18 protein-coding genes are annotated in these 22103 nt (G+C 68.4%); 8 read left to right on the top strand and 10 right to left on the bottom strand.

The annotated features are described in order from the left end of the window. The first annotated feature begins 39 nt into the window (after window positions 1-39). A complete protein-coding gene (locus ACWEOI_RS15350; protein WP_433666288.1) occupies window positions 40-927 on the top strand; it encodes a Scr1 family TA system antitoxin-like transcriptional regulator in 888 nt (295 codons plus the stop codon). Window positions 928-1057: 130 nt separating this feature from the next. On the opposite strand, the gene ACWEOI_RS15345 is transcribed toward ACWEOI_RS15350, so the two are convergent. The 3 genes from ACWEOI_RS15345 to ACWEOI_RS15335 form a co-directional block, all read right to left on the bottom strand. Further along, window positions 1058-1306 (bottom strand): hypothetical protein, encoded by a 249-nt coding sequence (locus ACWEOI_RS15345; protein WP_213554958.1) that lies wholly within the window; start codon window positions 1304-1306, stop codon window positions 1058-1060. A 312-nt stretch (window positions 1307-1618) separates the two neighbouring features. Beyond that, window positions 1619-1972: a hypothetical protein gene (locus ACWEOI_RS15340; RefSeq protein ID WP_433666287.1), complete on the bottom strand. Its 354-nt coding sequence runs from the start codon at window positions 1970-1972 to the stop codon at window positions 1619-1621. A 115-nt stretch (window positions 1973-2087) separates the two neighbouring features. After that, window positions 2088-2672: a hypothetical protein gene (locus ACWEOI_RS15335; protein ID WP_433666286.1), complete on the bottom strand. Its 585-nt coding sequence runs from the start codon at window positions 2670-2672 to the stop codon at window positions 2088-2090. 143 nt (window positions 2673-2815) lie between these two features. Here ACWEOI_RS15335 and ACWEOI_RS15330 point away from each other — a divergent pair, with 143 nt between their 5' ends. Both ACWEOI_RS15330 and ACWEOI_RS15325 read left to right on the top strand, forming a co-directional pair. Further along, window positions 2816-3649 (top strand): acyl-CoA thioesterase domain-containing protein, encoded by an 834-nt coding sequence (locus ACWEOI_RS15330; RefSeq protein ID WP_452359974.1) that lies wholly within the window; start codon window positions 2816-2818, stop codon window positions 3647-3649. 198 nt (window positions 3650-3847) lie between these two features. Further along, entirely contained in the window at window positions 3848-5236 is a 1389-nt protein-coding gene (locus ACWEOI_RS15325) for a lipase family protein (protein ID WP_452359973.1), read from the top strand. Between the two features lie 16 nt (window positions 5237-5252). Here ACWEOI_RS15325 and ACWEOI_RS15320 read toward each other — a convergent pair whose 3' ends face one another. Next, window positions 5253-6803 carry a carboxyl transferase domain-containing protein gene (locus tag ACWEOI_RS15320; RefSeq protein ID WP_433666284.1) on the bottom strand — a complete coding sequence of 517 codons (1551 nt, stop codon included), beginning with the start codon at window positions 6801-6803 and terminating at the stop codon, window positions 5253-5255. A 234-nt stretch (window positions 6804-7037) separates the two neighbouring features. Between ACWEOI_RS15320 and ACWEOI_RS15315 the strand changes: the two genes are divergently transcribed. From ACWEOI_RS15315 to ACWEOI_RS15305, 3 genes are all read left to right on the top strand, one after another. Then, window positions 7038-8405 (top strand): AarF/UbiB family protein, encoded by a 1368-nt coding sequence (locus ACWEOI_RS15315; protein WP_433666283.1) that lies wholly within the window; start codon window positions 7038-7040, stop codon window positions 8403-8405. 102 nt (window positions 8406-8507) lie between these two features. Next, window positions 8508-8744, top strand: coding sequence for a hypothetical protein (locus tag ACWEOI_RS15310; RefSeq protein WP_433666282.1), 237 nt, complete (start codon window positions 8508-8510; stop codon window positions 8742-8744). 116 nt (window positions 8745-8860) lie between these two features. After that, on the top strand, window positions 8861-9211 hold the full coding sequence (locus ACWEOI_RS15305) for a hypothetical protein (RefSeq protein ID WP_433666281.1): 351 nt from the start codon (window positions 8861-8863) through the stop codon (window positions 9209-9211). Between the two features lie 105 nt (window positions 9212-9316). Here the strand turns inward: ACWEOI_RS15305 and ACWEOI_RS15300 are convergent, their stop codons facing one another. Continuing rightward, window positions 9317-9538 (bottom strand): hypothetical protein, encoded by a 222-nt coding sequence (locus ACWEOI_RS15300; protein ID WP_433666280.1) that lies wholly within the window; start codon window positions 9536-9538, stop codon window positions 9317-9319. Window positions 9539-9798: 260 nt separating this feature from the next. Here ACWEOI_RS15300 and ACWEOI_RS15295 point away from each other — a divergent pair, with 260 nt between their 5' ends. Then, entirely contained in the window at window positions 9799-10230 is a 432-nt protein-coding gene (locus ACWEOI_RS15295; protein ID WP_433666279.1) for a hypothetical protein, read from the top strand. A gap of 21 nt (window positions 10231-10251) precedes the next feature. Here ACWEOI_RS15295 and ACWEOI_RS15290 read toward each other — a convergent pair whose 3' ends face one another. From ACWEOI_RS15290 to ACWEOI_RS15270, 5 genes are all read right to left on the bottom strand, one after another. Continuing rightward, a complete protein-coding gene (locus ACWEOI_RS15290) occupies window positions 10252-13260 on the bottom strand; it encodes an alpha-mannosidase (protein WP_452360156.1) in 3009 nt (1002 codons plus the stop codon). Window positions 13261-13402: 142 nt separating this feature from the next. Beyond that, a complete protein-coding gene (locus tag ACWEOI_RS15285) occupies window positions 13403-14287 on the bottom strand; it encodes a DUF4231 domain-containing protein (protein ID WP_452359972.1) in 885 nt (294 codons plus the stop codon). After that, window positions 14284-18585: an nSTAND1 domain-containing NTPase gene (locus ACWEOI_RS15280; RefSeq protein ID WP_452359971.1), complete on the bottom strand. Its 4302-nt coding sequence runs from the start codon at window positions 18583-18585 to the stop codon at window positions 14284-14286. Before ACWEOI_RS15280 ends, ACWEOI_RS15285 begins: the two co-directional genes overlap by 4 nt. A 159-nt stretch (window positions 18586-18744) precedes the next feature. Then, window positions 18745-19410, bottom strand: a complete 666-nt coding sequence (locus ACWEOI_RS15275; RefSeq protein WP_452359970.1) for a respiratory nitrate reductase subunit gamma — start codon at window positions 19408-19410, stop codon at window positions 18745-18747. Window positions 19411-19522: 112 nt separating this feature from the next. Continuing rightward, window positions 19523-20002, bottom strand: coding sequence for a pyridoxamine 5'-phosphate oxidase family protein (locus ACWEOI_RS15270; protein WP_452359969.1), 480 nt, complete (start codon window positions 20000-20002; stop codon window positions 19523-19525). Window positions 20003-20128: 126 nt separating this feature from the next. Here ACWEOI_RS15270 and ACWEOI_RS15265 point away from each other — a divergent pair, with 126 nt between their 5' ends. Then, window positions 20129-22078 carry a GMC family oxidoreductase gene (locus ACWEOI_RS15265; protein WP_452359968.1) on the top strand — a complete coding sequence of 650 codons (1950 nt, stop codon included), beginning with the start codon at window positions 20129-20131 and terminating at the stop codon, window positions 22076-22078. Window positions 22079-22103 lie beyond the last annotated feature (25 nt).

Here is a 22103-nt window from a genome sequence, read left to right as displayed (position 1 = left end):
AGTCCACTGCCGGCAAACCCGAGCATCGGAGTGGACCTCATGATCGCAGAACCCCTTGCCCACCTGCAGGCGGATTCCGCTGTCGCCGAACGCGGCCCGACCGCACTGCGGATCGCGGTGGGCAGCCAGCTACGAAAGCTGCGGGAGTTCAACAAAATCACGCGGGAGGCCGCGGGTGAACACATCCGCGGCTCCCACGCCAAGATCAGTCGCCTGGAACTCGGGCGAACCGGATTCAAGGAGCGCGATATCCGGGATCTGTTGACGCTGTACGGCGTTGACGATCCCGGCGAGCGCGAGCAGTTCCTGGACCTGGTGCGCAAGGCGAATCAGCCGGGCTGGTGGCACCGCTACAGCGATCTGCTGCCTTCCTGGTTCGAAACCTATCTGGGGCTCGAGCACGCGGCGAAATCCATTCGCACCTACGAGGGACAGCTGGTTCCGGGTCTGCTGCAGACCCCCGACTACGCTCGCTCGATCGTTGCCCTCGGGCACGATGTGGATGGGGAGCGCCGCGTCTCGCTGCGCCGGCGTCGGCAGGAGCTACTGACCCGCGATGGCGCGCCCAGCTTCTGGGCCGTGCTCGACGAGGCGGTCCTGCACCGTCCCGTGGGCGGGCCGGGCGTGCTGCGCGGTCAGATCGAGTACCTCATCGAGATCTCCAAGCGACCGAACGTCACCATCCAGTTCCTGCCGTACGGGGCGGGCGGCCACGCGGCTGCGGGAAGCTCGTTCACCATGCTCCGCTTCGCCGAGTCCGAACTGCCCGACATCGTGTATCTGGAGCAGCTCACGAGCGCGCTGTACCTGGACCGCCGTGAGGACCTCGAGCTGTACCGGCAGGTGATGGATCAGCTGAGCGTGCAGGCGGAGCCGCCGGAGCGCTCTCGCAAAGAGCTGGCGAAGATCGCCGAGAAGCTCGACTGACCGCCGCGCTGGTCCCTAGGACCGGCGCCGGCTGCCCTGCGGATACCCCCGCAGACGGATAAGGGGCCCCTCTCGGGGCCCCTATCAGCGTGTCGCGGACCGGGTGGGTCTGCGGCACGGCCGGATTCGGTTACTGCCTGATGAAGCTGGAAGCGATCCGCCAGAATGCCTCCGGCTGCATATGGTGCAGATCCCAGTCGTTCACCATGGCGTGAGCCGTGGTGACGATCCGCTCGATGTCAAAATCATACCGAGTGGCCGCTCCAGTGGATTCGACCTGGCGGATGACGAAAGCGGTTGCCGTCTCGCGTGAATAGGTTTGCTCCGGCTGACTTCTGTCGGCAAACCCGAGTCGGCTGAGGTTGATTGGCTGATTCATTCGAACGCCCCTGACGCCAGGCCGACGGCTGACCGTGGGCGAAGAATCGCCGGTGATTCACCGCTCGGCTCTCTGGTTGTCCCCTTATTGGTGCCTTGCAACGACGAGTCTATGACCGTGCGTTGCGCAGATGCAAGTACATCTGCAACATCGAATTCGCAGTGTCAGAGTGCTTTTCGGGATGCTATGAGTTTGCGAAACCATGGTTGGCGAAAGGTTGTAATGCGCCCCGAACAGGGCTTTCCCAGTACTTCCGATCGAAAGTTCTGGAGGGGAACGACTGTTCCGCTTTATCCAGGAATTCGCTGAAGATCAAATATCGCCGTGATCAGCCCTGTTCTGGGCCTTCGCAGCTTTGATCCGGTCCTGTTCGAGGACCATCAGGCCGATTCCGAAACGCAGGCAGAGCGCCCCGGTGAGCCCGCACAGCACGCTCCAGGCGAGCTCACCGTACCCGGCGGTGGTCAAAGTCAATGCGATCGACACGATTCCGGCGGCGGTCAGAATCGGGCCCGGCAGATTCTGGATGGCCGGTGGTCGATAGGGGGTCCGGTCCGGCGGCCGGCCGGTGTCGCCCGGCCGATTGCGGGTGCCGCCGCGAGGAATGTGGGCGCCACCCGGCGGAATGTGGGCGACGGGGTAGGCGTACGGAGTGACAGGCAACATCACTGTCCTTTCTCCGGAAGTAATGCAGAACCGATAACAAGCGGATACCCGGCCAGGTGCGGCCGAATCACGCGGTATTGCTCCCTGTGCACAACCACCCCCGGCCGCGCGGCCATCACAACAGGCCCGCCCGCACACCGTCGTGGCCGTCAGTGATGCCCAGATCGTCCAGCAGGCCGAGAAACGCGCCTGCGTAGGGTGAGACCGCGGTCCCGGTCCTGACGAGCTCCCAGTCGACCTGTGCGCGCAACTCCCGTGCGATGTGCAGCAGCCGCGTGAAATCCAGCCGCTGCGGATCGGCCACGGTCAGTTCGTCCACCAGGAAGTCGGCCACCGTCACCACGGGCGCCGCGATCGGCCCGATGGGCAGCCGCTCGGCGCGTGCCAGCAGCGCGTCGGTGACGGGCCGGTGATCGGTGCCGAACACCAGATCCAACCGCACCCCGCCGTCGTAGAGCGTGGCCCGCTCGGCCTCGGTGCCGTGCGGCGGCCGCAGGCCGGCGGCGGACAGCAGGAGCACCCCGCGCGGCAGGTCGGCCGGGCGCAGCAGCACGTCGACCTCCGGAGGCGTGTCGGTCACCGGACCGCCACGGGCGTACACCGCGCACTCCCCGGTGAGGGCGCAGGGAATGTCGTTGTCCTGCAGGGTCTGTACGGCGAGGGTCAGGGTGTCGAGTAGCCGGTCGATGGCGCGGACCATGTCGATGGCGTACCCGTGCCCCGGCCCGCTGAATCCGCGACTCGATCACCCACCCAGCGGGCCCCGGATTGAAACGGGTTTTACGCCTGTGTTAGCTCTGGGAACAGTGGATTGATCGATTCGAGTGGACGGGAGCCGGTGCCGTGGTGGATGTGCCCGCGTATTTCGACGAGGTGGACGGCGGGTTCTTCCCGACGTCGTTCGCGGCCAGCCAGTGGTCCTCGGCGCAGGTGGTCGGGCCGGCCCTGACCGGCCTGCTGGCGCGCGAGCTCGAACGGACCCAGGCCACCGAGGGTTTCGTACCCGTCCGGCTGACCGTGGACCTGTTCAGCGCCGCCCGCTTCGAGCACACCACGACGCCGGTCGTGCGGGTGCGCGACGGCAAGCGGATCCGCGTCGCCGACGTGAGCGTGGTGCAGGGCGGCACCGTCGCCGCGCGCGCCACCGCCGTGCTGCTGCAGCCGTCCGAACAGCCGCCGGGGGAGCTGTGGCGGCGGGAGCGGGAACCGCAGCCGCCCTCGCTCGAGGTCGCCCCGCCCTCGGCGCAGCCGCAGACGCCGCTGTTCAACAGCGGTGAGGGCTCGCCGGTCTGGAACTCGGTGCCCACCGACCACGAGAACGCCGACCGCAAGCGCACCTGGCAGAACCCGATCCGGGTGGTGACCGGGGAGGAGCTGAGCCCGTTCGTGCGGGTCGCGGTGGTGGCCGAGGCGACCAGCATGATGACCAACTGGGGCGACAAGGGCATCGGGTTCATCAATACCGATATGACGCTGGGCCTTTCGCGGCAGCCCGAGGGCACCGAGATCGGCGTGGAGGCCGACAGCCACTTCAGCGAGCACGGCCTGGCGGTGGGTGTGGCCACGCTGTTCGACCGGCTCGGCTCGTTCGGCAGTTGCATGGTGACCTCGGTGTCCAACGCGGGCCGCCAGATCAGCAACGCCCAGCTCGACATGGTGATGCGCAAGCGGCTGTAACCCGCTCGCGCCCTCGGCAATCGGTCCGCGAGATCGCGGATCGATGACGGGATGGGCGTGACACGCGGTCCGGTCAGGGCACGGACCGGTCTCGAAGTGGCGTCGAACCGACCACTCCCGAGTGTCGCAGTGGTGCTTCCCCGTAGGCTTCGCGGACCACCGACCGACAGATCCGTGGGGGGTGTTGTGTCGCGCCGCTTGCGAAGACTGGCCGCCGCCTTGACGATCGGCTGCTGCGTGATCGTCACGTACTGCGCCGCACCGGGTTTCGCGCAACCACCCGAGCCCGGAACCGCGCCGAACCCGCCCGGCATCTCCCTGCCCGATATCCAGCGCTGGATCGATCAGCTGCTCCCGGCGCCCGCTCTCCCCCCGGCCCCCGTGGAGTCGCCGCTGGTCGACACTCCGGAGCTGGCACCGGATCTGGCGGCGCTGCGGGCCGCCACCATGCCCGCGCCGATCGGTGATCCCTTCATCGACGACTGGCCCGCCGGCCTCGACGCCCTGGACCCGGGCGGCATGGTCGCGGTGCGCGACGTAACCGCCACGGCCGCACCGACTCTGATCGTGCCGGTGCGCCAGGTGCTCCAGTTCAAGTACCGCACCAACGACTCTCACGACGAGCCGTCCTACGCGATCGCCAGCCTGGTGCTGCCGGTCGGGGAGTGGACCGGGCCGGGACAGCGGCCGGTGGTGATGAACAACCTGCCCATCGACGCGCTGGGCCGAGACTGCAACCCGGGATACACGCTCGCGCACGGGTTTACCCGGGCCGCCAACCTGACCGGCTACGCCCTGCCCACCACCCAGCTGGCGCTGTTGCGCGGCTACGGCGTGCTCATCACCGACCACGAGGGCCCGCGCATGGCCTACGCCGAGCCGACGGTGGCCGGGCACGCCATCCTCGACGCCATCCGAGCGACCCGCGGTTACCTGCCGGATGAGCTGGGCGAGAGCAGGTTCGGGATGATCGGGTACTCCGGTGGGGCCATCGCCACCAACGGAGCGGTGAAGCTGATGTCCGAGTACGCCCCCGAACTGTCGGAGGTGGTGGTCGGCGCGGCGCTGGGCGGGGTGCCGGCGGACTTCAGCATCCTGGCGCGCTCGATGAACGCCAATCTCGCCTCGGGGGTGTTCCTGGGCGCGGTGTTCGGCATCGGCCGCGAGCGGCCCGAGATCCTGGCCCGGATGAACCATCTGGCGCAATGGGTGACAACCTCGCAGCTGATCAACAGTCAGTGCAGCGAGGTGTTCGGGATCCCGGGCGTGCTGCAGCTGCCCATCGACATCGCCGCCAATATCCCCGATCCGCTCGACAGCGAGCTGGCGCACCAGATCTATGCCATCACCCGCATGGACGGCAAGAAGTCACCCGTGCCGCTGTTCATCTTCAACGGCGAACAGGAATTCTGGGTCCCCGCCGAAGGCGCGAAGAACCTCTACCGCGAGCAATGCGACCTGGGCGTGCCCGCCGTCTACCGCAGCGTCCTCGGCGAACACTTCATCGCCGCCTTCACCGGTTACCCCGAATCCCTGACCTGGCTCGACGAGAGATTGCAAGGCGTACCCGCGCCCAACGAATGTTGAACGCGGGCAGCCCTTCTCACATCGGGAAGAGGTTGTGCTTGCGCGGGTTGGGCTTGCGGACCGCGTTCTTGTCGCGCAGCAGGCGCAGGGCCTTGCGGATCTCGAGGCGGGTGGCCGAGGGCTCGATGACCGCGTCGATGTAGCCGCGTTCGGCCGCCACCCACGGGTTGTCGATGAGCGCGTTGTAGAAGTCGACCATCTGCTTGCGGACGGTCTCGCGCTGCTCGGGCGGGGTGGCCGCGAGGGTCTTCTTGCCGGTGACGGTCACCATGCCGTCGGCGCCGATGACCGCGATGCGGGCGGTCGGCCACGCCAGATTGATGTCCACGCCGAGCTGCTTGCAGCCCATGACCGCGTAGCCGCCGCCGTACGCCTTACGGGTCACGATGGTGACGATCGGGACCGTCGCCTCGATCAGCGCGCGGAACATGCGGCCGCCGCGCTTGATGACGCCGTTGCGCTCCTCCTCGACACCGGGCAGCACGCCCGGGGTGTCGACGACGTAGACGAGCGGAATGTTGAACGCGTCGCACAGGCGGATGAAGTACGCGCCCTTGTCCGAGCAGGCCGCGTCGAGCGCGCCGCCCAGCACCATGGGCTGGTTGGCGATGACGCCGACCGGGCGGCCGTCCACCCGGGCGAAGCCGGTGATCAGGTTCTGCGCGGCCGCTTCGCCGACCTCGAGGAAGGCGCCGTCGTCGAAGATGCGCAGCAGCACCTCGTGCATGTCGTAGCCCTGGCGATCGGAGTCCGGGATGATCCGGTCCAGTTCCCGATCGGAGTCGGTGATCTCGGGCTCCAGGCCCGGGTTGATGACCGGCGGCTCCTCGATGCAGCTGCTGGGCAGGTAGCTGAGGTACTCGCGGGCCCAGTTGAGCGCGTCGACCTCGGTACGGGCCACGTGGTGCAGCAGGCCGTTGCGGGCCTGCACGGCCGCGCCGCCCAGCTCCTCGGCGCTGATGTCCTCACCGGTGATGCCCTTGATGACCTCGGGGCCGGTGACGAACATGTAGGAGTCGTCGGTGGCGATCAGCACGTCCATATTGACCGGGCCGTACACCGAGCCGGCCGCGCACTTGCCGAACATGACCGCGACCATCGGCACGAAGCCCGACAGGTCCTCCTGCAGCCGGCACATGGTGGCGTACCAGGCCAGGGCGGTCACGCCCTCCTGGATGCGGGCGCCGCCGGAGTCGTTGATCACCACGACCGGGCAGGCGTTCTTGTACGCGAACTCCATGACCAGCCGGACGCGGCGGCCGAAGGTCTCGCCGACCGAACCGCCCTGCACCATCGAGTCGTGGGAGATGACCACGACCGGGCGGCCGTCGATCAGGCCGCGACCGGTGACCACGCCGTCGCCGTAGAGCGCGTGCGGCTGGCCCGGCGAGCGCATGAGCGCGCCCATTTCGACGAAGCTGCCCGGGTCCAGCAGTATGTTCACCCGTTCTCGGGCGCTGGCGACGCCTTTGGCAAGTCGTTTCTGGATACCCTTCTCACCGGTCGGTTCCTCGGCGATCTCCAGGAGCTTGCGCAGTTCCGCCAGCTTTTCCGCTGTACCCGTCATTACGTAGGTCTTGCCTTTCACCTTCAATGGCCGGGCTCGATCGGCGCCCGCGTCGAGCCGGATCGCGACTCGACCGCCCACGGTACCGTGCGGGTCCCCTTCCGAACCAGCGAACGCCTGGGTAATGTGCCCGGTCTCGCGCCGGTCGAGCTTCGGTCTCATGCCGCGCCAGGCCCCGCCCGTGACGCGAACTCCGCCGCCGTCAGCGATACACTGCCGCCCGTGAGCTCACCTATGACTGTGCGATCGGGAACGCCCGAGGTGATCCGGCCAGACCTGGACACCTTCGGATTCTCGGAGTGGCGGCGGACCGCGGTCGTCGGCGCGGTGCTGGGCGGCTCGGTGGTGGCCGGTGTGCTGCGTGGGGGCCTGCGACCGGCCAAGCGCAAGCGGGCCGCGGCCGAGGGCGTGGTGAACGGTTTCGAGACGCTCGGCCCGATGTTCGTGAAGCTGGGCCAGCTCATCGCGTCCTCGCCCGGCGCCTTCCCGCGCGAGCTGGCCGACGCCTGCCTGCGCTGCCTCGACGACGTCCCGCCCTTCGCGGCCGCGGACGCGCGCGCCATCATCGAGGCCGATCTGGGCAAGCCGATCTCGGAGCTGTTCCTCGAGTTCGACGACGAACCGCTCTCGGCCGCCTCCATCGCCCAGGTGCACGCGTGCGTGCTGCCCGACGGCCGCCCCGCGGTGGTGAAGGTGCAGCGGCCCGAGATCGCCCGTCGCATGATCGTGGACCTGCGCGCCGCCATGAAGCTGGCGCGCGCCCTGGAGAGGCGGTCGGAGAACGCCCGGGTCGCCAATACCCAAGCGGTGGTGCGGGATCTGTACGAGGCCACGGTCGCGGAACTGAACTTCCTGATCGAGGCCGAGAACCAGGCCCGCGCTCGCGAGCACCTGTCGGCCTTCGGCGACAACACCAATGTGGCCGTGCCCGAGGTGTATTGGGACTTCTGCGCCCCCCGGGTGCTGTGCATGGAGCGCATGCGCGGCATGCCGCTGGACCGCTTCGACGACATCCGCGAGGCCCACCCGGAACCGGAACTGCTGATCCGCCGCCTGGTGAAGGCGTGGATGGAATCGGTTGCGGTGCACGGGGTCTTCCACGGCGACGTGCACGCGGGCAACCTGTGGCTGCTCGACGACGGCCGGGTCGCCATGCTCGACTTCGGCATCGTGGGCCGGATGGAGGCCGAGTGGCGCGAGTTCGTGCGCGCGCTGTTCTACGCCAGCTCCATCGACAACGACTTCCGTCCGGTGGCTCGCGCGCTGCGCGCACTGGACCTGGTCGCCGACGACAGCGGCGACGACGCCACCATCGGCCGTCAGCTCGCGACGGCGCTGGGCCCCGTGCTCTCGGGCAGCCTGGACAAGCTGGATCTGGGCCTGGTCTCGGCGCGGCTGCTGGAGTTCGGCAAGCGCCGCGGCGCGTCCGGCCCGCAGCAGCTGGTGCTGATGGGCAAGCAGCTCGGCTACTTCGAGCGGTACGCGGTAGCGCTCGCGCCGGGCTGGAAGCTCGGCCGCGACCTGTACCTGTTCCGCAATATCTTCCCCGCCGAGGTGGCCGCCAAGGCCGCCGCGGAGAACATCACCCTGCCGACCGACTGACAGCGGGCCCGAGCGGGCTGTCGGCGGTCTGTCAGCGGCGGCCGTCATCGTTCTTTTCGTAGCCGGAAACACCCGTTCCGGCGCCGGAGAAGGAGAACGACGATGTCGAACAAGAACGTGCTCGCGGACCTGATCTCGGGCCACCTGACCGAGGCCAGGACCCGCGCCGAGCGCAGCATGCGGGCCGCGTCGGTGGCCCGGGCCGGTGCTCTGGCCCAGGCGGCCGCCGACGAGCGGGCGATGCCGGCGCACCTGACCCGGGCCGAGGTCAAGGAGTTGCGTGCCGAGGCGCGGGCCCAGGCGAAGCGGTTGGTCGCGGATCTGACCGCCCGGGGGTGAACGCCCGGGCGGGTCTGGCAAGCCTGAGAGAAGCGTCAGGAAACCCTCAGGCTACGACCAGATTCGCCCGGCAATGTGGATGGCAGACAGTGTCGGGCGAGCGTGCGAGGTGCGGAATGGTCGAATTCGAGGTCACCGGAACCACTGTGACGGCGCGGGTCACCGGTGCGCACAAACTGCTCGCGCTGCGCGACCACGTGAGCTTCGACCTGGCCCAGGTCACCGCCGTCGCGCCCGCCCCCGTGGATCTGCGCCCGCCGTGGCTGCGGACGCCGGGCACGTTCTTCCCGGGCGTGATCGCCGCGGGCATCTTCCGCGGGAAGGGCCGCAAGGAGTTCTGGGACACCCGTTTCGACGGTCACGGCGTGCTGATCGAACTGGCGGGCGCGGATTTCACGCGCCTGGTGGTGGATGTCGCCGAACCGGCCGCGGAGCTGCGGCGGTTGTCGTCGGCCCTGGCGGCCTGAATTCCCCGTAGAACCCGAATGGCTCGTGCCGCGGACCCGATTTCTGGCGGGCGCGGCACGAGCCGGTCTGGGTGGACTTTTCGGGGGTAGTGGTGGACGAAGATATCAGGGAGTCGGGCAGAGGAAGGCACCGGCGGGCGGCGGGGCCGGGACGATCCGCTCCGGGGCGACTCCGGCGGGTCCGGCCGGGCCGTTGGGCGCTACTGCTCCGGGAGCCGCGGGGGTCCCGACGTCGCCGGATCCCCATGCCGCGGACGGGTTCATGGTGAATACGGCCGCACAAACGAACGCACTGACGAGCAGGCCGATCGCTTTCTTTTGCGTCATGTCGTACGACGCTACAACCAGCTCCGAGCAATTGGTGGTATTGCCGAATCACCGGAATGTCGCGACCTGCTGATCGTGTGGATAGTTCGGTGAATTCCACTGTGGCACAGACAAACTAATCGGTCGGAACGGCGTGTTTTCAGTCCTTTGTGTTATGGACTGTGCCAGACCACGTTTCGGTTACGAACCGGCGTGTCTGAGGGTGTTTCGTCCGCTTCTATTGTGGACTGCCGGGAGGACCCGACCGGGAGGGATGCACGATGGCTGCTGGACCTGGTTCGAGGATCGCCGTCGCGGCGGCGCTCATGCTGGCGGTTTCCGCCGCGGTGACCGCGAACGCGCCGATGAGCGCGGCCGTGGGCACCTGCGGATCGAGCCTGGGGGACTACCGCGGGGAATTCGCCGTCGAGGGTGAACCCGGGACCGTGCTGAGTTTCGACGGAGCGGGCGGTCTCACTTTTCACAGCGCCCGGTTCGGGAACGGCGAGGGCCTGTACGCGGTCATTCCGTCGGGCGGATTCACCGCCACCCTGCGCATGGCCGACAGCGGTGAAGACGCGGCGCGGCCCGAGAATACGACCTCGATGGTCAAGAGCACGATCCTCCTCTGCCCGACCCAGGGAACGCAGGTCGGGAATTTCCGCTCACTGGATCAGAGCAGCCGCCGGTTCGATTATGTGAGGTCCGCCTGAAAAGCCGGTGACGGCAATGGTTTACCGGGTGAATCGGAGCGTGACGAGCTGGAAAGGCCGCAGGCGCAGTCGAATTCCCTCCTCGGCGGATTCCGTGACGTTTTCCTCGGGTAAAGGCCGCTCCAGCAGGTCGCAGCGGCGATAACCGGTGTACCCGAAATCCGGTGTGAGCAAAGCGGTCGCGCGACCGCCGCCCGCTTCGTAGAGCCGGATCACGACATCACCGGATCCGTCCTCGGCCAATTTGACGGCACTGGTCACCACGTCGTCATTGTCGACGGTGAACAGCGGCGCCACGGGTTCGGCGACGCCCGGGGTGACCGGCGGCAGATTGATCCGGTACCCGGAGCGCACGGCATCCGTGATCGAGGCGCCCGGCAGCAGCGCGTGCCGGAAATGGTGTGCGCCGTGGTCGGTCTGCGGATCGGGAAACCGCGGCGCGCGCAGCAGGGACGCGCGGACGGTGATGGTGGTGCCGCCGTCGGGCCGCACCGCGCGGGTCAGATCGTGGCCGTAGGTGGAGTCGTTGACCAGGGCCACGCCCCAGCCGGGTTCGGCCAGGTGGATGAAGCGGTGATTGCAGGCCTCGAACTTGGCGTACTCCCAGCTGGTGTTGGTGTGCGTGGGCCGGTACAGGTGCCCGAACTGGGTTTCGGAGGCGTAGCGGTCGGCGTGGATGTCCAGGGGGAAGGCGAGTTTGAGGAACTTCTCCGTCTCGTGCCAGTCGACCGTGGTGGCGATCTCCAGCGCCCCGGTGTCCGGGCGCAGGGTGAGGACCTGCTCGACGGCGGAGGAGCCGAAGGAGCGGCCGATGCGGAGGGAGACGTCGGTGGTGGCGCCGGACTCCGCGACCAGGAAGTCCACCTCGGTGAGGTCGGTGACGGTATTGCGATAGAACTGGTCGACATCCCAGGCGTCCCAGGAGTTCGGGTAATCCTGGTGCAGCTGGAGCAGATTGGCGGCCGCGCCCGGCGGCAGGGTCTCGCGCCGCTGCCCGAGGTCGTAAACCGACACGACCAGTCCGCGCGCGTCGACCTCGACGCGGGTCCGGTCGTTGGCGAGCACGAATCCGCCGTCCGGCCGCTCGGTCACCGTGGCGCCGCGGCCGGGCACCACCGGTCCCGCGCCGCCGGCCGGGACGCCCCGCCAGGTGTGCGGGGCCGGGTTGAAGACGTGGGAGCCGGACCGTTCCCCGCCGAGCGCCCATTGCGCCCGTTCGATGATGGCCGAGAGTTCGGCGGCCACCCGCGCGTACGTCGCCTCGGCTTCCCGATGCACCCACGCGATGGACGAGCCGGGCAGGATGTCGTGGAACTGGTGCAGCAGCACCGTCTTCCAGAGCCGGTCCAGGTCGGCGACGGGGTACTCGAAGTCGGTGCGGACGGCCGCGGTGGCCGCCCACAGTTCGGCTTCCCGCAGCAGGTGCTCGCTGCGCCGGTTGCCCTGTTTGGTCTTGGCCTGACTGGTCAGGGTGGCGCGGTGCAGTTCCAGATACAGCTCGCCCACCCAGACGGCGGCGTTCGCGTATTCGGCCTCGGCGGCGGCGAAGAAGTCGGCGGGCCGCTCCCAGGTCACCTTCGGTGAGCCCTCCAGGTCGCGCAGTCGGGCGGCGCGCGCGATCATCTCCCGGGTGGTCCCGCCGCCGCCGTCGCCCCAGCCGGTCGGGGCAAGGGACCGGTTGGCGCGGCCCTTCTCCTTGAAGTTCTTGGCGGCGTGGGCGATTTCGCGGCCCTGCATGGAGCAGTTGTAGGTGTCGACGGGCGGGAAGTGGGTGAAGATCCGGGTGCCGTCGATGCCCTCCCACAGGAAGGTGTGGTGCGGGAAGGTGTTGGTCTGGCTCCACGAGATCTTCTGGGTGAGAAGCCATTTGGATCCGGCGGCCTTGATGATCTGTGGCAGTCCGGCGGCGAAGCCGAAGGTGTCGGGCAGCCACGCCTCGTCGTTCTCGACGCCGAATTCCTCGAGGAAGAACCGTTTGCCGTGCACGAACTGGCGGGCCATGGCCTCCGAGCCGGGCATGTTGGTGTCCGATTCCACCCACATGCCGCCGGCGGGCACGAAGCGTCCGTCGGCCACCGCCTCCTTGACCAGGGCGTACACCTCGGGCCGGTGCTGTTTGAGGAAGTCGTATTGCACCGCTTGGGACATGGTGTAGATGAAGTCGGGTTCGGCGTCGAGCAGCGCGGTCATATTGGCGGTGGTCCGCGCGACCTTGCGCACGGTCTCGCGCAGCGGCCACAGCCAGGCGGTGTCGATGTGGGCGTGCCCCACCGCGGAGATCAGGTGCGCGGACGGCACGGCCGGGCGCGCGAGCACCTCGGTCAAGCAGGCGCGGGCGGCCGCGGCCCCGGCGTTCACCTTCTGCAGGTCGATGGCGTCGAGGGCGCGTTCGATGGCCCGCACGATGTCGTACCGGCGAGCGGGGTCCTCGGGCATCTCGTGCATGAGCTCGCCGAGCACCTCGAGATCCTGGACCAGCTGCCACACATCGTCATCGAAGACGACGAGATCCATTCGCCCCAAACGGTATTGGGGACCGCTGCCCGCGGTGGCGAGGTCGCCGAGCCCGGTCGGCCCGAAGAACGGGATGATCGGGTTCGACGCCGCCTCCACATGAAACAGCACCTGCTCGCCGCCGCGCGCCGGGGCGGCGATCCGCACCCACTGATTACGCGGATGCAGCCCCTTCACCGGTGTCCCGTCGGGCCGATACACCAGACCCTCGCACTGGAATCCGGTCTGGTTCGCATCGAACCCGAGGTCGATGATGGCCTCGACGGTGCGTCCCGCCCACTCCGGCGGGACCGTGCCCTCGACAGTCAGCCAGCTGGTGCCCCAGGGTGCGCCCCACGGGGTGCCCGGCGCGGTCGGCGTGCGCGGCGCGGCGATCCCCTCGGCCACCGGCACCGGTTCGCCCGGCGCCTCCCAGATCGACACCCGCATCGGCGTCGATTCCGGGTATACGGCGGGTTTGATGCGGTCGAGCACCCGCCCGAGCCTGCCCTCGATCAACCGGCGGTCATCGTGCATAACGGTGGCTCCCATCGGGCGTGGGTGGTGACCGGCGAACCGTTTCTCGCCCGACTCTAGCGGCCTCGAAGCCCGCCTCCGGGAATGATCGGGCCGTCGGCGCGGGCAGTGCGGCTCCGTTGCCTCGGCAAGCGAATGCCGATCAGGAACCAGCGGCGGACCCCTCGGTCCACTTGGCCATCCAGGCGGTGTTCTCGGTGGCGATCACCGATTCGCAGGCGGCGACGAACGCGGGCCAGTCGGCGTGGACTCCGGCGGCCCAGTCGTCGGCGAGAGCGCGGAGGCGGTGGGCGGTGGTGAGGTAGGTCATGGCGAGGTAGTCATAGCGCTGGGCGGTCAGGTAGGCGGCGACATTGGCGGTGGCCGTGGTCAGGACCGCGACCCAGGGGGCCAGGGCGGTGGGGCCGGTGCCGGACGTGATGGCCGCGGCGGCCGCGACGAGCGCGGTCGCCATGCCCAGCGCGATCGCGAACCGGCGCCACCGCGCCGCGTACCGCGTGTATCGGCGGGCCGTCGGCCGGTAGTAGTCGATCTGCCCCTGGATTCGTTGCCGGACATAGGTTTCCGGCGTCAATGCGGTCGGAGGTGGGGTCGGCTGGGTGGCAGCGTCGTCGACGTACGGCAGCAGATCCGCGGCGGCCGTGACGATTTCGGTCATCTCGTGGCGTAGGGCGTCGACGCTGGTATGGGCGCCCGCGCGGAACTCGAAGGTCAGTCGTTTGAGGCCCTCCGACGTCGCCCGTGCCCGCGTCCACGCCCGGATGGCATCCGGGGTCAGGTACTGGAATCCGACGAAAGCGGCAAGGGCCAGGCACACCGCGCCGACCGCCGCGACGCAGGTCCGTGCCACACCGCCCGAATACGCTACCGTCGCAGCCGCGGTCGTGCACAGCGCGCCGATAGTGCTGGCTGTGAACGCCGTGATCCGTGCGCGATCGAGGCGGCGCTTGAGCCGGCAGGCCGCCTGTGACCAGCGCAGCCGGTCGGCCCAGATCTCGGCGACGACCTGATCGTCGTTCCCGCTCACGTGCCGGTGTCCGAGGCGACCGGCAGGCTGTCGCAGGCCTTGCGGTAGGGGATATCCGGGGACACCCACTCGTTCCACTCCTTGTGGCTCATATTGGCGGTGAGTTTGTCGCACAACCGGTCCGGCCAGGCGGCGGGACCGGGCCAGAGATGGATGATTGCGTGTCCCTCGGCGCTGAACGATGATCCGATTGTCGCGAGTCGGCGGTCGTCGGGGCTGACGGCGAGTGCCCTGATGGTGTCGGCCGGGCCGACCATCGGTCGGCCGACCGGAAGCCCCGATGTCGCGCCCCAGATCCGGACCGACTTGCCGGACCCCGCGATCACGTATCTGCCGTCGGCGCTGAACGATATGGCCGTGATGGCTCTCGTGGGATCGGTGATCGAGTCACTGATCAGCTTCCGGGAATCAGCATCGAACAGCCGGATGGACTCCGGGCTCGCCGAGGCGATTCGCCGGCCGTCGTAGCTGTACGTCAGGAATTCCGCATTGGTGGTGTCGGAGATCGGCTCGCCGACCTGATGATGGGTGTCGGCATCCCAGACCTTGATTTTGCCAAGTCCGCCATTGGTGATGAGGTGCCGGCCGTCCGGGCTGAAGGCCACGGCGTTGACAATCGAATGCTCGTCGATCGGTGTGCCGATCTGGGTTCCGGTTCTCGGATCCCACAACATCACACTGAGATCGAGTCCGAAGGAAGGGGACGTCAGGTCGTAAGCCTGGAAGCCGTCGGTCAGAAGATTGGCCGGCAACACTCCGCCGACGGTGGCCAGCAGGGTTCCGTCCGGACTCAGCACCGAGCTCGACGTCTTCTGCGCGCCGATCTCCCGTTCGGCCACAGGTGCACCGGTCTTCGCGTCGAACGTCGCGACGGTGTAAATGGGGATCAGATCATAGGAAGTGACAGCGATCCGATCGGTCGGTCTCTTGTATGCCGTCTCCACGGTAATGATGCGGGCGCCGTCGTGGCTGAAGACCGCATTCACAGGTACCGCGCCGTCCCTCCTGATGCTCGGGACGAGGGCTCCCGTCGCGGCGTCCCAGATGCGAATGACGCCGGGCAGACTCGAACTTGGATCATTCCGGGTGCCAGCGGTTACCAGGCGGGTACCGTCCGCGCTGTAATGCACCGACATCACCGATGTATCGCCCGCTGCGATCACTGTCCCGATGGTGGCCGCGGTGTCAGCGTTCCACACCCGGATGGTTTCGTCGCCGCCTGACAGCACTCCGTGTCCATCGGCGGTGAAGCCGACGCCCTTGACGCTGCTGTGATGTCCGGTCATGGGGGTGCTTGTCGGCTGCCGAGATGCGACGTCCCACAGCCGAATCGTTCCGTTCGAGCTGCCGGAGACGACATTGCGCCCATCCGGGCTGAATCCGATCGCATTCACCGCATCGTCGTGACCGCTGAGCGCAGCCCCTGCCGGCTGGAGGGTTGTCGCGTCCCAGAAGTGCACGAGATTGTCGTACCCGCTGGATGCGATGAGGCCACCGGCCGGAGCGACAGCGACAGCCAATGCGGTCTTGTCTTCCTGGTCCGGGGTCTGCGCGACCGTCGTGCCGGATTCGGTGTCCCAGAGTCGCAGGCCGGAATTCGTCGTGGTGACGATACGGTTTCCCTCCGGCAGAAAGGCGATACGCCAGGCCATGTCTGTGAGTTGGATCGTGCGAAGCTGTTGTCCCGCACCGACATCCCATATCTGGATCGCGCCCGGGAACACGCTTGCGGCCAGATGACGTGCGTCCGGGCTGAATGCCACCGCTACGACCGCCCCGTTTCCGGTCTTGAACGGGCCGGCGATTTGCGAACCACTCTGGACGTCCCATATCTGGACCGTTCCGTCATTGTCCGCGGCGGCGAGTCGGCGACCGTCCGCGCTGTAGGCCAGGCCGTTCACGGCACTCTTGTTGTTCGTGGTGAGTAGCGGGCCTGTGGTCTGGCCGGTAACGCTGTCCCGTAGTTGTACCGTCGCCTTGCTCGCTGACGCCGCATGCCGCCCATCGGGACTGACGGTGAATGCCGTGACAGTGTCATGTGCTGGTGTACCGAGTATTTTCATCTCGGCAGATGTCGTCGAAAGCGCGTCGAGGACCGCGCCGTCGTCGGGGTGTGATCCGATCCGACGCGCGGCGAGGATCTGCTGGATGGCTCGCGTGTCACCACCGGGCCGGATCCCGGCGAGCATGGCTTGCCCTTCGGAGACCAGGCGCAGGGCGGTCGCTTCGTGCAGCCGCCGATCGGCCTCGTTCTGTGCCAGCGTGGTTCGTACCGCGAAGAATCCGGCGACCAGGGCCGCGATGACGGTGAGTGCCAGGACCGCCCGCAGGATGTGCGTCCGTCGGCGCAGCCCGTCGGCGTAGGCGCGGGCGTCGTTCAGTTCCTTCTCGCGCCGCTGCCGTTCGGCGGCGTCCTCGGCGTCCTGCCGTTGGCGGGAGGCGGTGAGGTACTCGCGCGCGCAGGCCAGGCGATCGGCGAAACCCGGAGTGGCGGAGACCTTCTCGGCCTCGCTCAGCCGGGTGCCCTCGATCAGCCAGGCGTCGTCGCGGCCGCTGGCCTCCCATTCGGTGGCGGCGCGGTCGAGGCCGTCGGCGGTCCGCAGATCGGCGGCCTCCTCGCGCAACCATTGGGCGAGTGCGGGCCATTCGCTCAGCAGGCTTTCCAGCGCGACCTCGATGGTGGTCTCGCCGCGGCGTTCGTCCTGGACCAGCAGGCGGTGGTCGACGAACGCGGCGATGAGCGGGCGGCTGGTGGCCGGCAGGTCGGCGAGGCGCGCGATCCGCCGCAGCGGCTGATCATTGTCCGCGGCGATGGTGGCGAGCCAGGGCACGAAGGCCGCGCGCAAGTGCGCGAGTTGTTGTTGCTTCTCCGAATCGTCCTGGGCGAGTATGGAATCGATCTCCGATTCGACCACGTGCGCCATCCCGCCCATGGCCGTGTAGTCGGCGCTGGTAAGTGCGCCGGCGGCGGCGTAGTCGAGGTAGAGCCGCCACAGTGTCAGGGACAGCAGTGGCAGTGGGTTGGCGCTGTCCGCGCAGTCGGCGAGCAGTCGTTCCACGAGATCCTCGCGCACCGCGAGCCGATTGCCCGCTGCGGTGGCGCGCTCCGCCGGCCCTTGGATGACCTCGGCGAACCGCGCCGGCTGCAGGGGTCGCAACTCGTCGAACACCACGCTCTTCACCGAGGCGAGGGCGGGTGAGGTTTGAAGCGGTTCGTAGCGATCGGCCCGAATGGTCAGTGCGACAATGATATCCAGGCCGTCGTCGACCAGATGGGCGAGAAGCGACTGGAACAGACCGGCCTCGCGGCCGGCTTCACTGCCGAACAGCTCCTCGGCCTGATCTACCGGGAGCACGATCGTCGGAGGCACGGTGTCGCTGGAATCAGGCGTCGCCGCCGTCGCGGCGTCCCGCGCTTCCCGCAGCCAGATGGTGACCTGCGCGGGGTCGGCCGCGCAGGCCGCCTTGATCGCACCGAGGGTTGGTTTCGCCAGTCTCAGCCGCCGGCGCACCGCGTACAGGGATGCGGCCAGGCCGACCGGGCCGGTGACCGCGTCCCGTTCGGGGCGGATGATGTCGAGCACCAGGAAGTGCCTGTCGTCGCGCCGCAGGCGGGGGAGTAGTCCGGCCCGCAGGAACGACGATTTGCCCGTGCCCGACGGGCCGAGGATGACGAACAGGTTCTCCACGTGGGAGGCCCGCATGCCGCGCAGCATGTCCAGGCCGCGCACGATCTGCGCGTCCCGGCCGAAATACACGGCCGCGTCGACCGCTTCGAACGGGGCCCACCCCCGGTAGGGCGCCCGCCCGGAGTCATCGTCCGGCGGCCACTCGAAATATTCGGCTCCGATTCCCGCTTCCAGCAAACCCCGCCGCAGCAGTCGAAGCCCGTCGGTCGAGAATTCGACGGGCGGGCCCCCGGTGACGGGTATCGCTGTTGTCGGTCCGGTGGGGAAGAGGTCGCATTGCTGCCAGTCCCGGGTGGATTCGCGGCTCACGAACGGTTCCAGGCGGGCGGCGAAGATCCGCTTGTTTTGGTTCTCCGCAGTCCGCGCCTCGGCGCGGCATTCCGGCGAGGAATCCCAGTTCTCCGACAGCAGGCAGATCACGGCCTCGCAGCGGGAATTGGCTCGGACCAGGGCGTCTTTCCATCGAACTCCGGGGGCTATCCCCGTGTCCGGGTCCAGATCGAGGAAGATCTCGTCGGCGAGAGCGGGGTCCTGTGCGACGAGCCAGGCCTTCAGCGCAATGGCCTGCCGGTTGTCCCGGCTGGAATGGCTGAGGAATATGCGCGCCATTCCTCGAGTGTTGGCGCTTCCGCCCGCAACTTCATGAGTACCGCATTACTCGCATTCAAGGTGATGGCACGCGCATGTTCGAACAATCGATCTGCCGAGCGCGCAAGGGCCGTTCTGAGTAATGGGGGCTACCTCTCGGATATCACGGTGTGGGAGGGATCAGGCCGTTGGCGCGGACCGATACGGGGCGGCTGCGGCCTGGCGGGCGACGCGCAGCAGCGGGACGCTGAGGATGCCGGCCAGGCGCGTGTACGGCCAGATCGCGATGATCGCCACCACGATCAGTCCACGTGCCTGGTAGAGGAGTGGTGCGTGATCCATGCCGGAGGGATCGGGGTGCAGGGCGAGCAGTGAACGCGCCCACGGGAAGAGGGTTTCGGCGGCGCGGTAGCGGCCGTCGGTGGCGGTGCCGTCGAAGGTGACCAGGACTGCCGAGAGGAGTGCGGCGCTGAGCAGGGGCAGCGTGAGCCGGTCGAGGGGGGTGACTCGGTGTCGTATGTCGGCGGAGATCAGTGGGGGGATCAGGATCAGTGCCACTCCGGCGACGGTGACGGGCGCGGCCACGATCTGGACCGCCGACAGCAGCACGTGAATGTTGTGCTCGGGCCGCATATGTGGTCCCGAGGCGAGCATCTCCGCAACCCGTACCGCGAACACCACGGGGAATCCGATGCGTACGGCCGCGATCCCGATCCGTTGCGCCTTGTCGATGTGCGGCCCGTACAGATAACCGCGGAAACCGTCGCGCCGGTACCGCCATAGGTGCCCGACCGCGCACGACACGACAGCCGCATACGGCAGTACCACCCAGATCGCGATAAGCATGCCTTCAACCCACATTCGGTCGGCACCGACAGCATTGGCCGAGCAACTGTCGCACGCCGGCGTGCGCCGGAGAAGTGTCGATTCGTGCCAACTCCGCGCAGCGGACGGCGCGCTATTGCCAGAGGTGGGACATCATGTGCGGGTACCGAACCGGTCGGAAGTCGGTGAAGTTGATGTCGCGGACGTGGGAGAAGTCCGACCACAACAATTTCCCGCCCGGGAGCCGCGCGGGAAGTCGCACTCGCGCCCGCACCCGCCGCAGTTCGTCCTCGGTCGCGGCGCGTCGGGGCCCGGCGGTGCCGTAGAGCCGGACTCCGGGCGGCGACGGGAAGCGCGCGGTCAGCAATGAACGGAACCAGAACAGTCCACGGCCGTTCACGGCCAGCAGGCAGACCCGCGGATCGCGGTCCAGGTTGCGGCCCAGCGCCTCGGCGTACTGGTCGAAGTAGAAGCCGGTCGTGTCGTCGCGCAGGAACACCGTGCCGATCGGTGCGATGGTCGGCGTGCCGTCCGGATCGGTGGAGGCGAGGGTGCAGTGGGCGGCGCGAGATACGGTCTCGCGGATGCGATCCCAGTTCTGTTCGAGGGTCACGACCGGTCCTGTTCGATAGGGGCTGACTGAACGATTCGAGAGTAGGTGGATGCGGGCGGTCGGCATGTGAGGGCGGTGTGCCGCAATTGCCGGGACAGGGGCGGGTGGGTAGCGCATGATGGCGGCATGGGTTCAGATGCGGCGCGGCGGGCCGTACTCGAGATGGTTTGTGACACTTTCGCGCCGGGGGACGGGGGTGAGGTGGCGGCGGCTTCCGCGTTGGGGGTCGTCGACACGGTCACCGAGTTGCTCGGACGCAATCCTCGGGAGGCGGAGCGGCGGCAGTTCGAACTGCTCATGCGCGTGTGGGATTCGCGGGTGTTCGGGGCGCTCAACGGGGCGGGGTGGCGCAAGTTCTCGCGGCTCGGCGCCGAGGAACGGGAGCGAACGCTGCTCGCGATGGCCAACTCCCGGATCGAGCAGAAGCGGGCGCTGTTCCAGGCGTTGAAGGGGGCGGCGGTCACCTCCTACTACCTGACGCCGGGGCCGACCGGGGTGAATCCGATGTGGGAGAAGATGGGCTTCCCGCCCGCGTTCGGCCCGGTGGAGGGTGCGAAACGCGGGCTCAGCCCGGAGCGGCCGGATTCCGACACGACCGTCGTGTGCGATGTGGTCGTGATCGGGTCGGGCGCGGGCGGTGGCACGGCCGCGGCGGTCCTGGCCCAGGCGGGCCTGGATGTCGTTGTGCTGGAACGCGGCGACTACCTCGACGACCCGGACTTCGGGATCGGCGAGAAGGAAGGGTTCCTGAAGCTGTACGCGCCGGGCCCGGCCGTCACCGCCGAAGGTCAGCTGAGCCTGGTGGCGGGCAGCGCGCTGGGCGGCGGCACGGTGGTCAACTGGACCACCTCCTTCCGCACCCCGGACGACGTGCGCGCGGAATGGGCCGGGCTGGGTGCGAGCCAGTTCGCCGAGCAGGAGTACACCGACGCCCTCGACGCGGTGGTGTCCCGGCTCGGGGTGAACCTCGACCATTCGCCCGCCTCGCGCCGCGACGAGATCCTCGAACGCGGCCTGCGCAAGCTGGACTGGCACGTCGAGCCGCTGCCCCGCAACGTCCGTGACTGTGATGCCGGAATCGAATGCGGGCGTTGCGGTTTCGGCTGCCGCATCGGAGCCAAGCAGTCGGCGGTCAAGACCTGGCTGGCGGACGCGGCCGCGGCGGGCGCACGCCTGTTCGTCGGCACCGACGTGCGGCGCATCGAGGTCAGCAATGGCACCGCGACCGGCGTGGAAGCCGTGACGGCGGACGGGCATTCGGTGTGGGTGCGCGCCCGCGCGGTGGTGGTCGCGGCCGGGGCGATCCAGACCCCCGCCCTGCTGCGCCGCTCCGGCCTGACGAATCGTGCCATCGGCGACTATCTCCGGCTGCATCCGGCCACCGCGGTGTTCGGCGTCTTCGACGAGGAGATCCGCCCGTGGGAGGGCGGCCTGCAGACCCGCTACTCCAAACAGGACCGCGACCTGGACGGCAAGGGCTACGGCGTCATCTACGAGACCGGGCCCATGACCCCGGGCATGTCGGTGGGCTTCCAGGCCTGGACGGGCGCGGCCGCGCATCGCGACCGCATGCTGAAACTGGCCAATACGGTGGCCGTCGGCGTCATCACCCGCGACCGCGACCACGGCTCGGTCGAGACCGACAAGCAGGGCGAGGCCGTGGTGCGCTACCGGCTCTCGGCCCGCGACGCCGCCCACATGCACACCGGAATCGTCAATGCCGCAAGCATTCTGGAGGCGGCGGGCGCGCAGCGGATCTCCTCCGGACACCAGGCGGGCGTCGGCTACGCGCCGGGCGTCGAGGGCAGCCACGAGGACTTCGCCGCCCGGGCGGCCGCCGCCGGGTACGCGCCGGGCCGCTGCTCGATGGGCGCGCTGCACATCATGGGCTCGGCCCGGATGGGCGGTTCCGCCGCGGATTCGGCGACGAATCCCGACGGTGTCACCTGGGATGTGCCGAATATCGTGGTGGCCGACGCCTCCTGCTTCCCGACCTCGTCGGGGGTGAACCCGATGGTCAGCATCGAGGCCATCGCCTACATGAACGCGACCCGCCTGGCGGCGCGGCTCGCGTAGCCCGATTCGGCGGCGCGGCAGGCAG

The organism is Nocardia sp. NPDC004340 (assembly GCF_053602575.1).
Note: the sequence above shows the minus strand (reverse complement) of the source record. Positions and strands in the feature narration are given on the sequence as shown.

What these genes read in the sequence shown, in the direction of transcription:
- ACWEOI_RS15265 (WP_452359968.1), top strand. Translation starts at nt 20,129, where the DNA reads ATGGGTTCAGATGCGGCGCGGCGGGCCGTACTCGAGATGGTTTGTGAC.
- ACWEOI_RS15290 (WP_452360156.1), bottom strand. Translation starts at nt 13,260, where the DNA reads ATGCACGATGACCGCCGGTTGATCGAGGGCAGGCTCGGGCGGGTGCTC.
- ACWEOI_RS15340 (WP_433666287.1), bottom strand. Translation starts at nt 1,972, where the DNA reads ATGTTGCCTGTCACTCCGTACGCCTACCCCGTCGCCCACATTCCGCCG.
- ACWEOI_RS15320 (WP_433666284.1), bottom strand. Translation starts at nt 6,803, where the DNA reads ATGACGGGTACAGCGGAAAAGCTGGCGGAACTGCGCAAGCTCCTGGAG.
- ACWEOI_RS15315 (WP_433666283.1), top strand. Translation starts at nt 7,038, where the DNA reads ATGACTGTGCGATCGGGAACGCCCGAGGTGATCCGGCCAGACCTGGAC.
- ACWEOI_RS15350 (WP_433666288.1), top strand. Translation starts at nt 40, where the DNA reads ATGATCGCAGAACCCCTTGCCCACCTGCAGGCGGATTCCGCTGTCGCC.
- ACWEOI_RS15305 (WP_433666281.1), top strand. Translation starts at nt 8,861, where the DNA reads ATGGTCGAATTCGAGGTCACCGGAACCACTGTGACGGCGCGGGTCACC.
- ACWEOI_RS15300 (WP_433666280.1), bottom strand. Translation starts at nt 9,538, where the DNA reads ATGACGCAAAAGAAAGCGATCGGCCTGCTCGTCAGTGCGTTCGTTTGT.
- ACWEOI_RS15345 (WP_213554958.1), bottom strand. Translation starts at nt 1,306, where the DNA reads ATGAATCAGCCAATCAACCTCAGCCGACTCGGGTTTGCCGACAGAAGT.
- ACWEOI_RS15280 (WP_452359971.1), bottom strand. Translation starts at nt 18,585, where the DNA reads ATGGCGCGCATATTCCTCAGCCATTCCAGCCGGGACAACCGGCAGGCC.
- ACWEOI_RS15310 (WP_433666282.1), top strand. Translation starts at nt 8,508, where the DNA reads ATGTCGAACAAGAACGTGCTCGCGGACCTGATCTCGGGCCACCTGACC.
- ACWEOI_RS15275 (WP_452359970.1), bottom strand. Translation starts at nt 19,410, where the DNA reads ATGCTTATCGCGATCTGGGTGGTACTGCCGTATGCGGCTGTCGTGTCG.
- ACWEOI_RS15335 (WP_433666286.1), bottom strand. Translation starts at nt 2,672, where the DNA reads ATGGTCCGCGCCATCGACCGGCTACTCGACACCCTGACCCTCGCCGTA.
- ACWEOI_RS15295 (WP_433666279.1), top strand. Translation starts at nt 9,799, where the DNA reads ATGGCTGCTGGACCTGGTTCGAGGATCGCCGTCGCGGCGGCGCTCATG.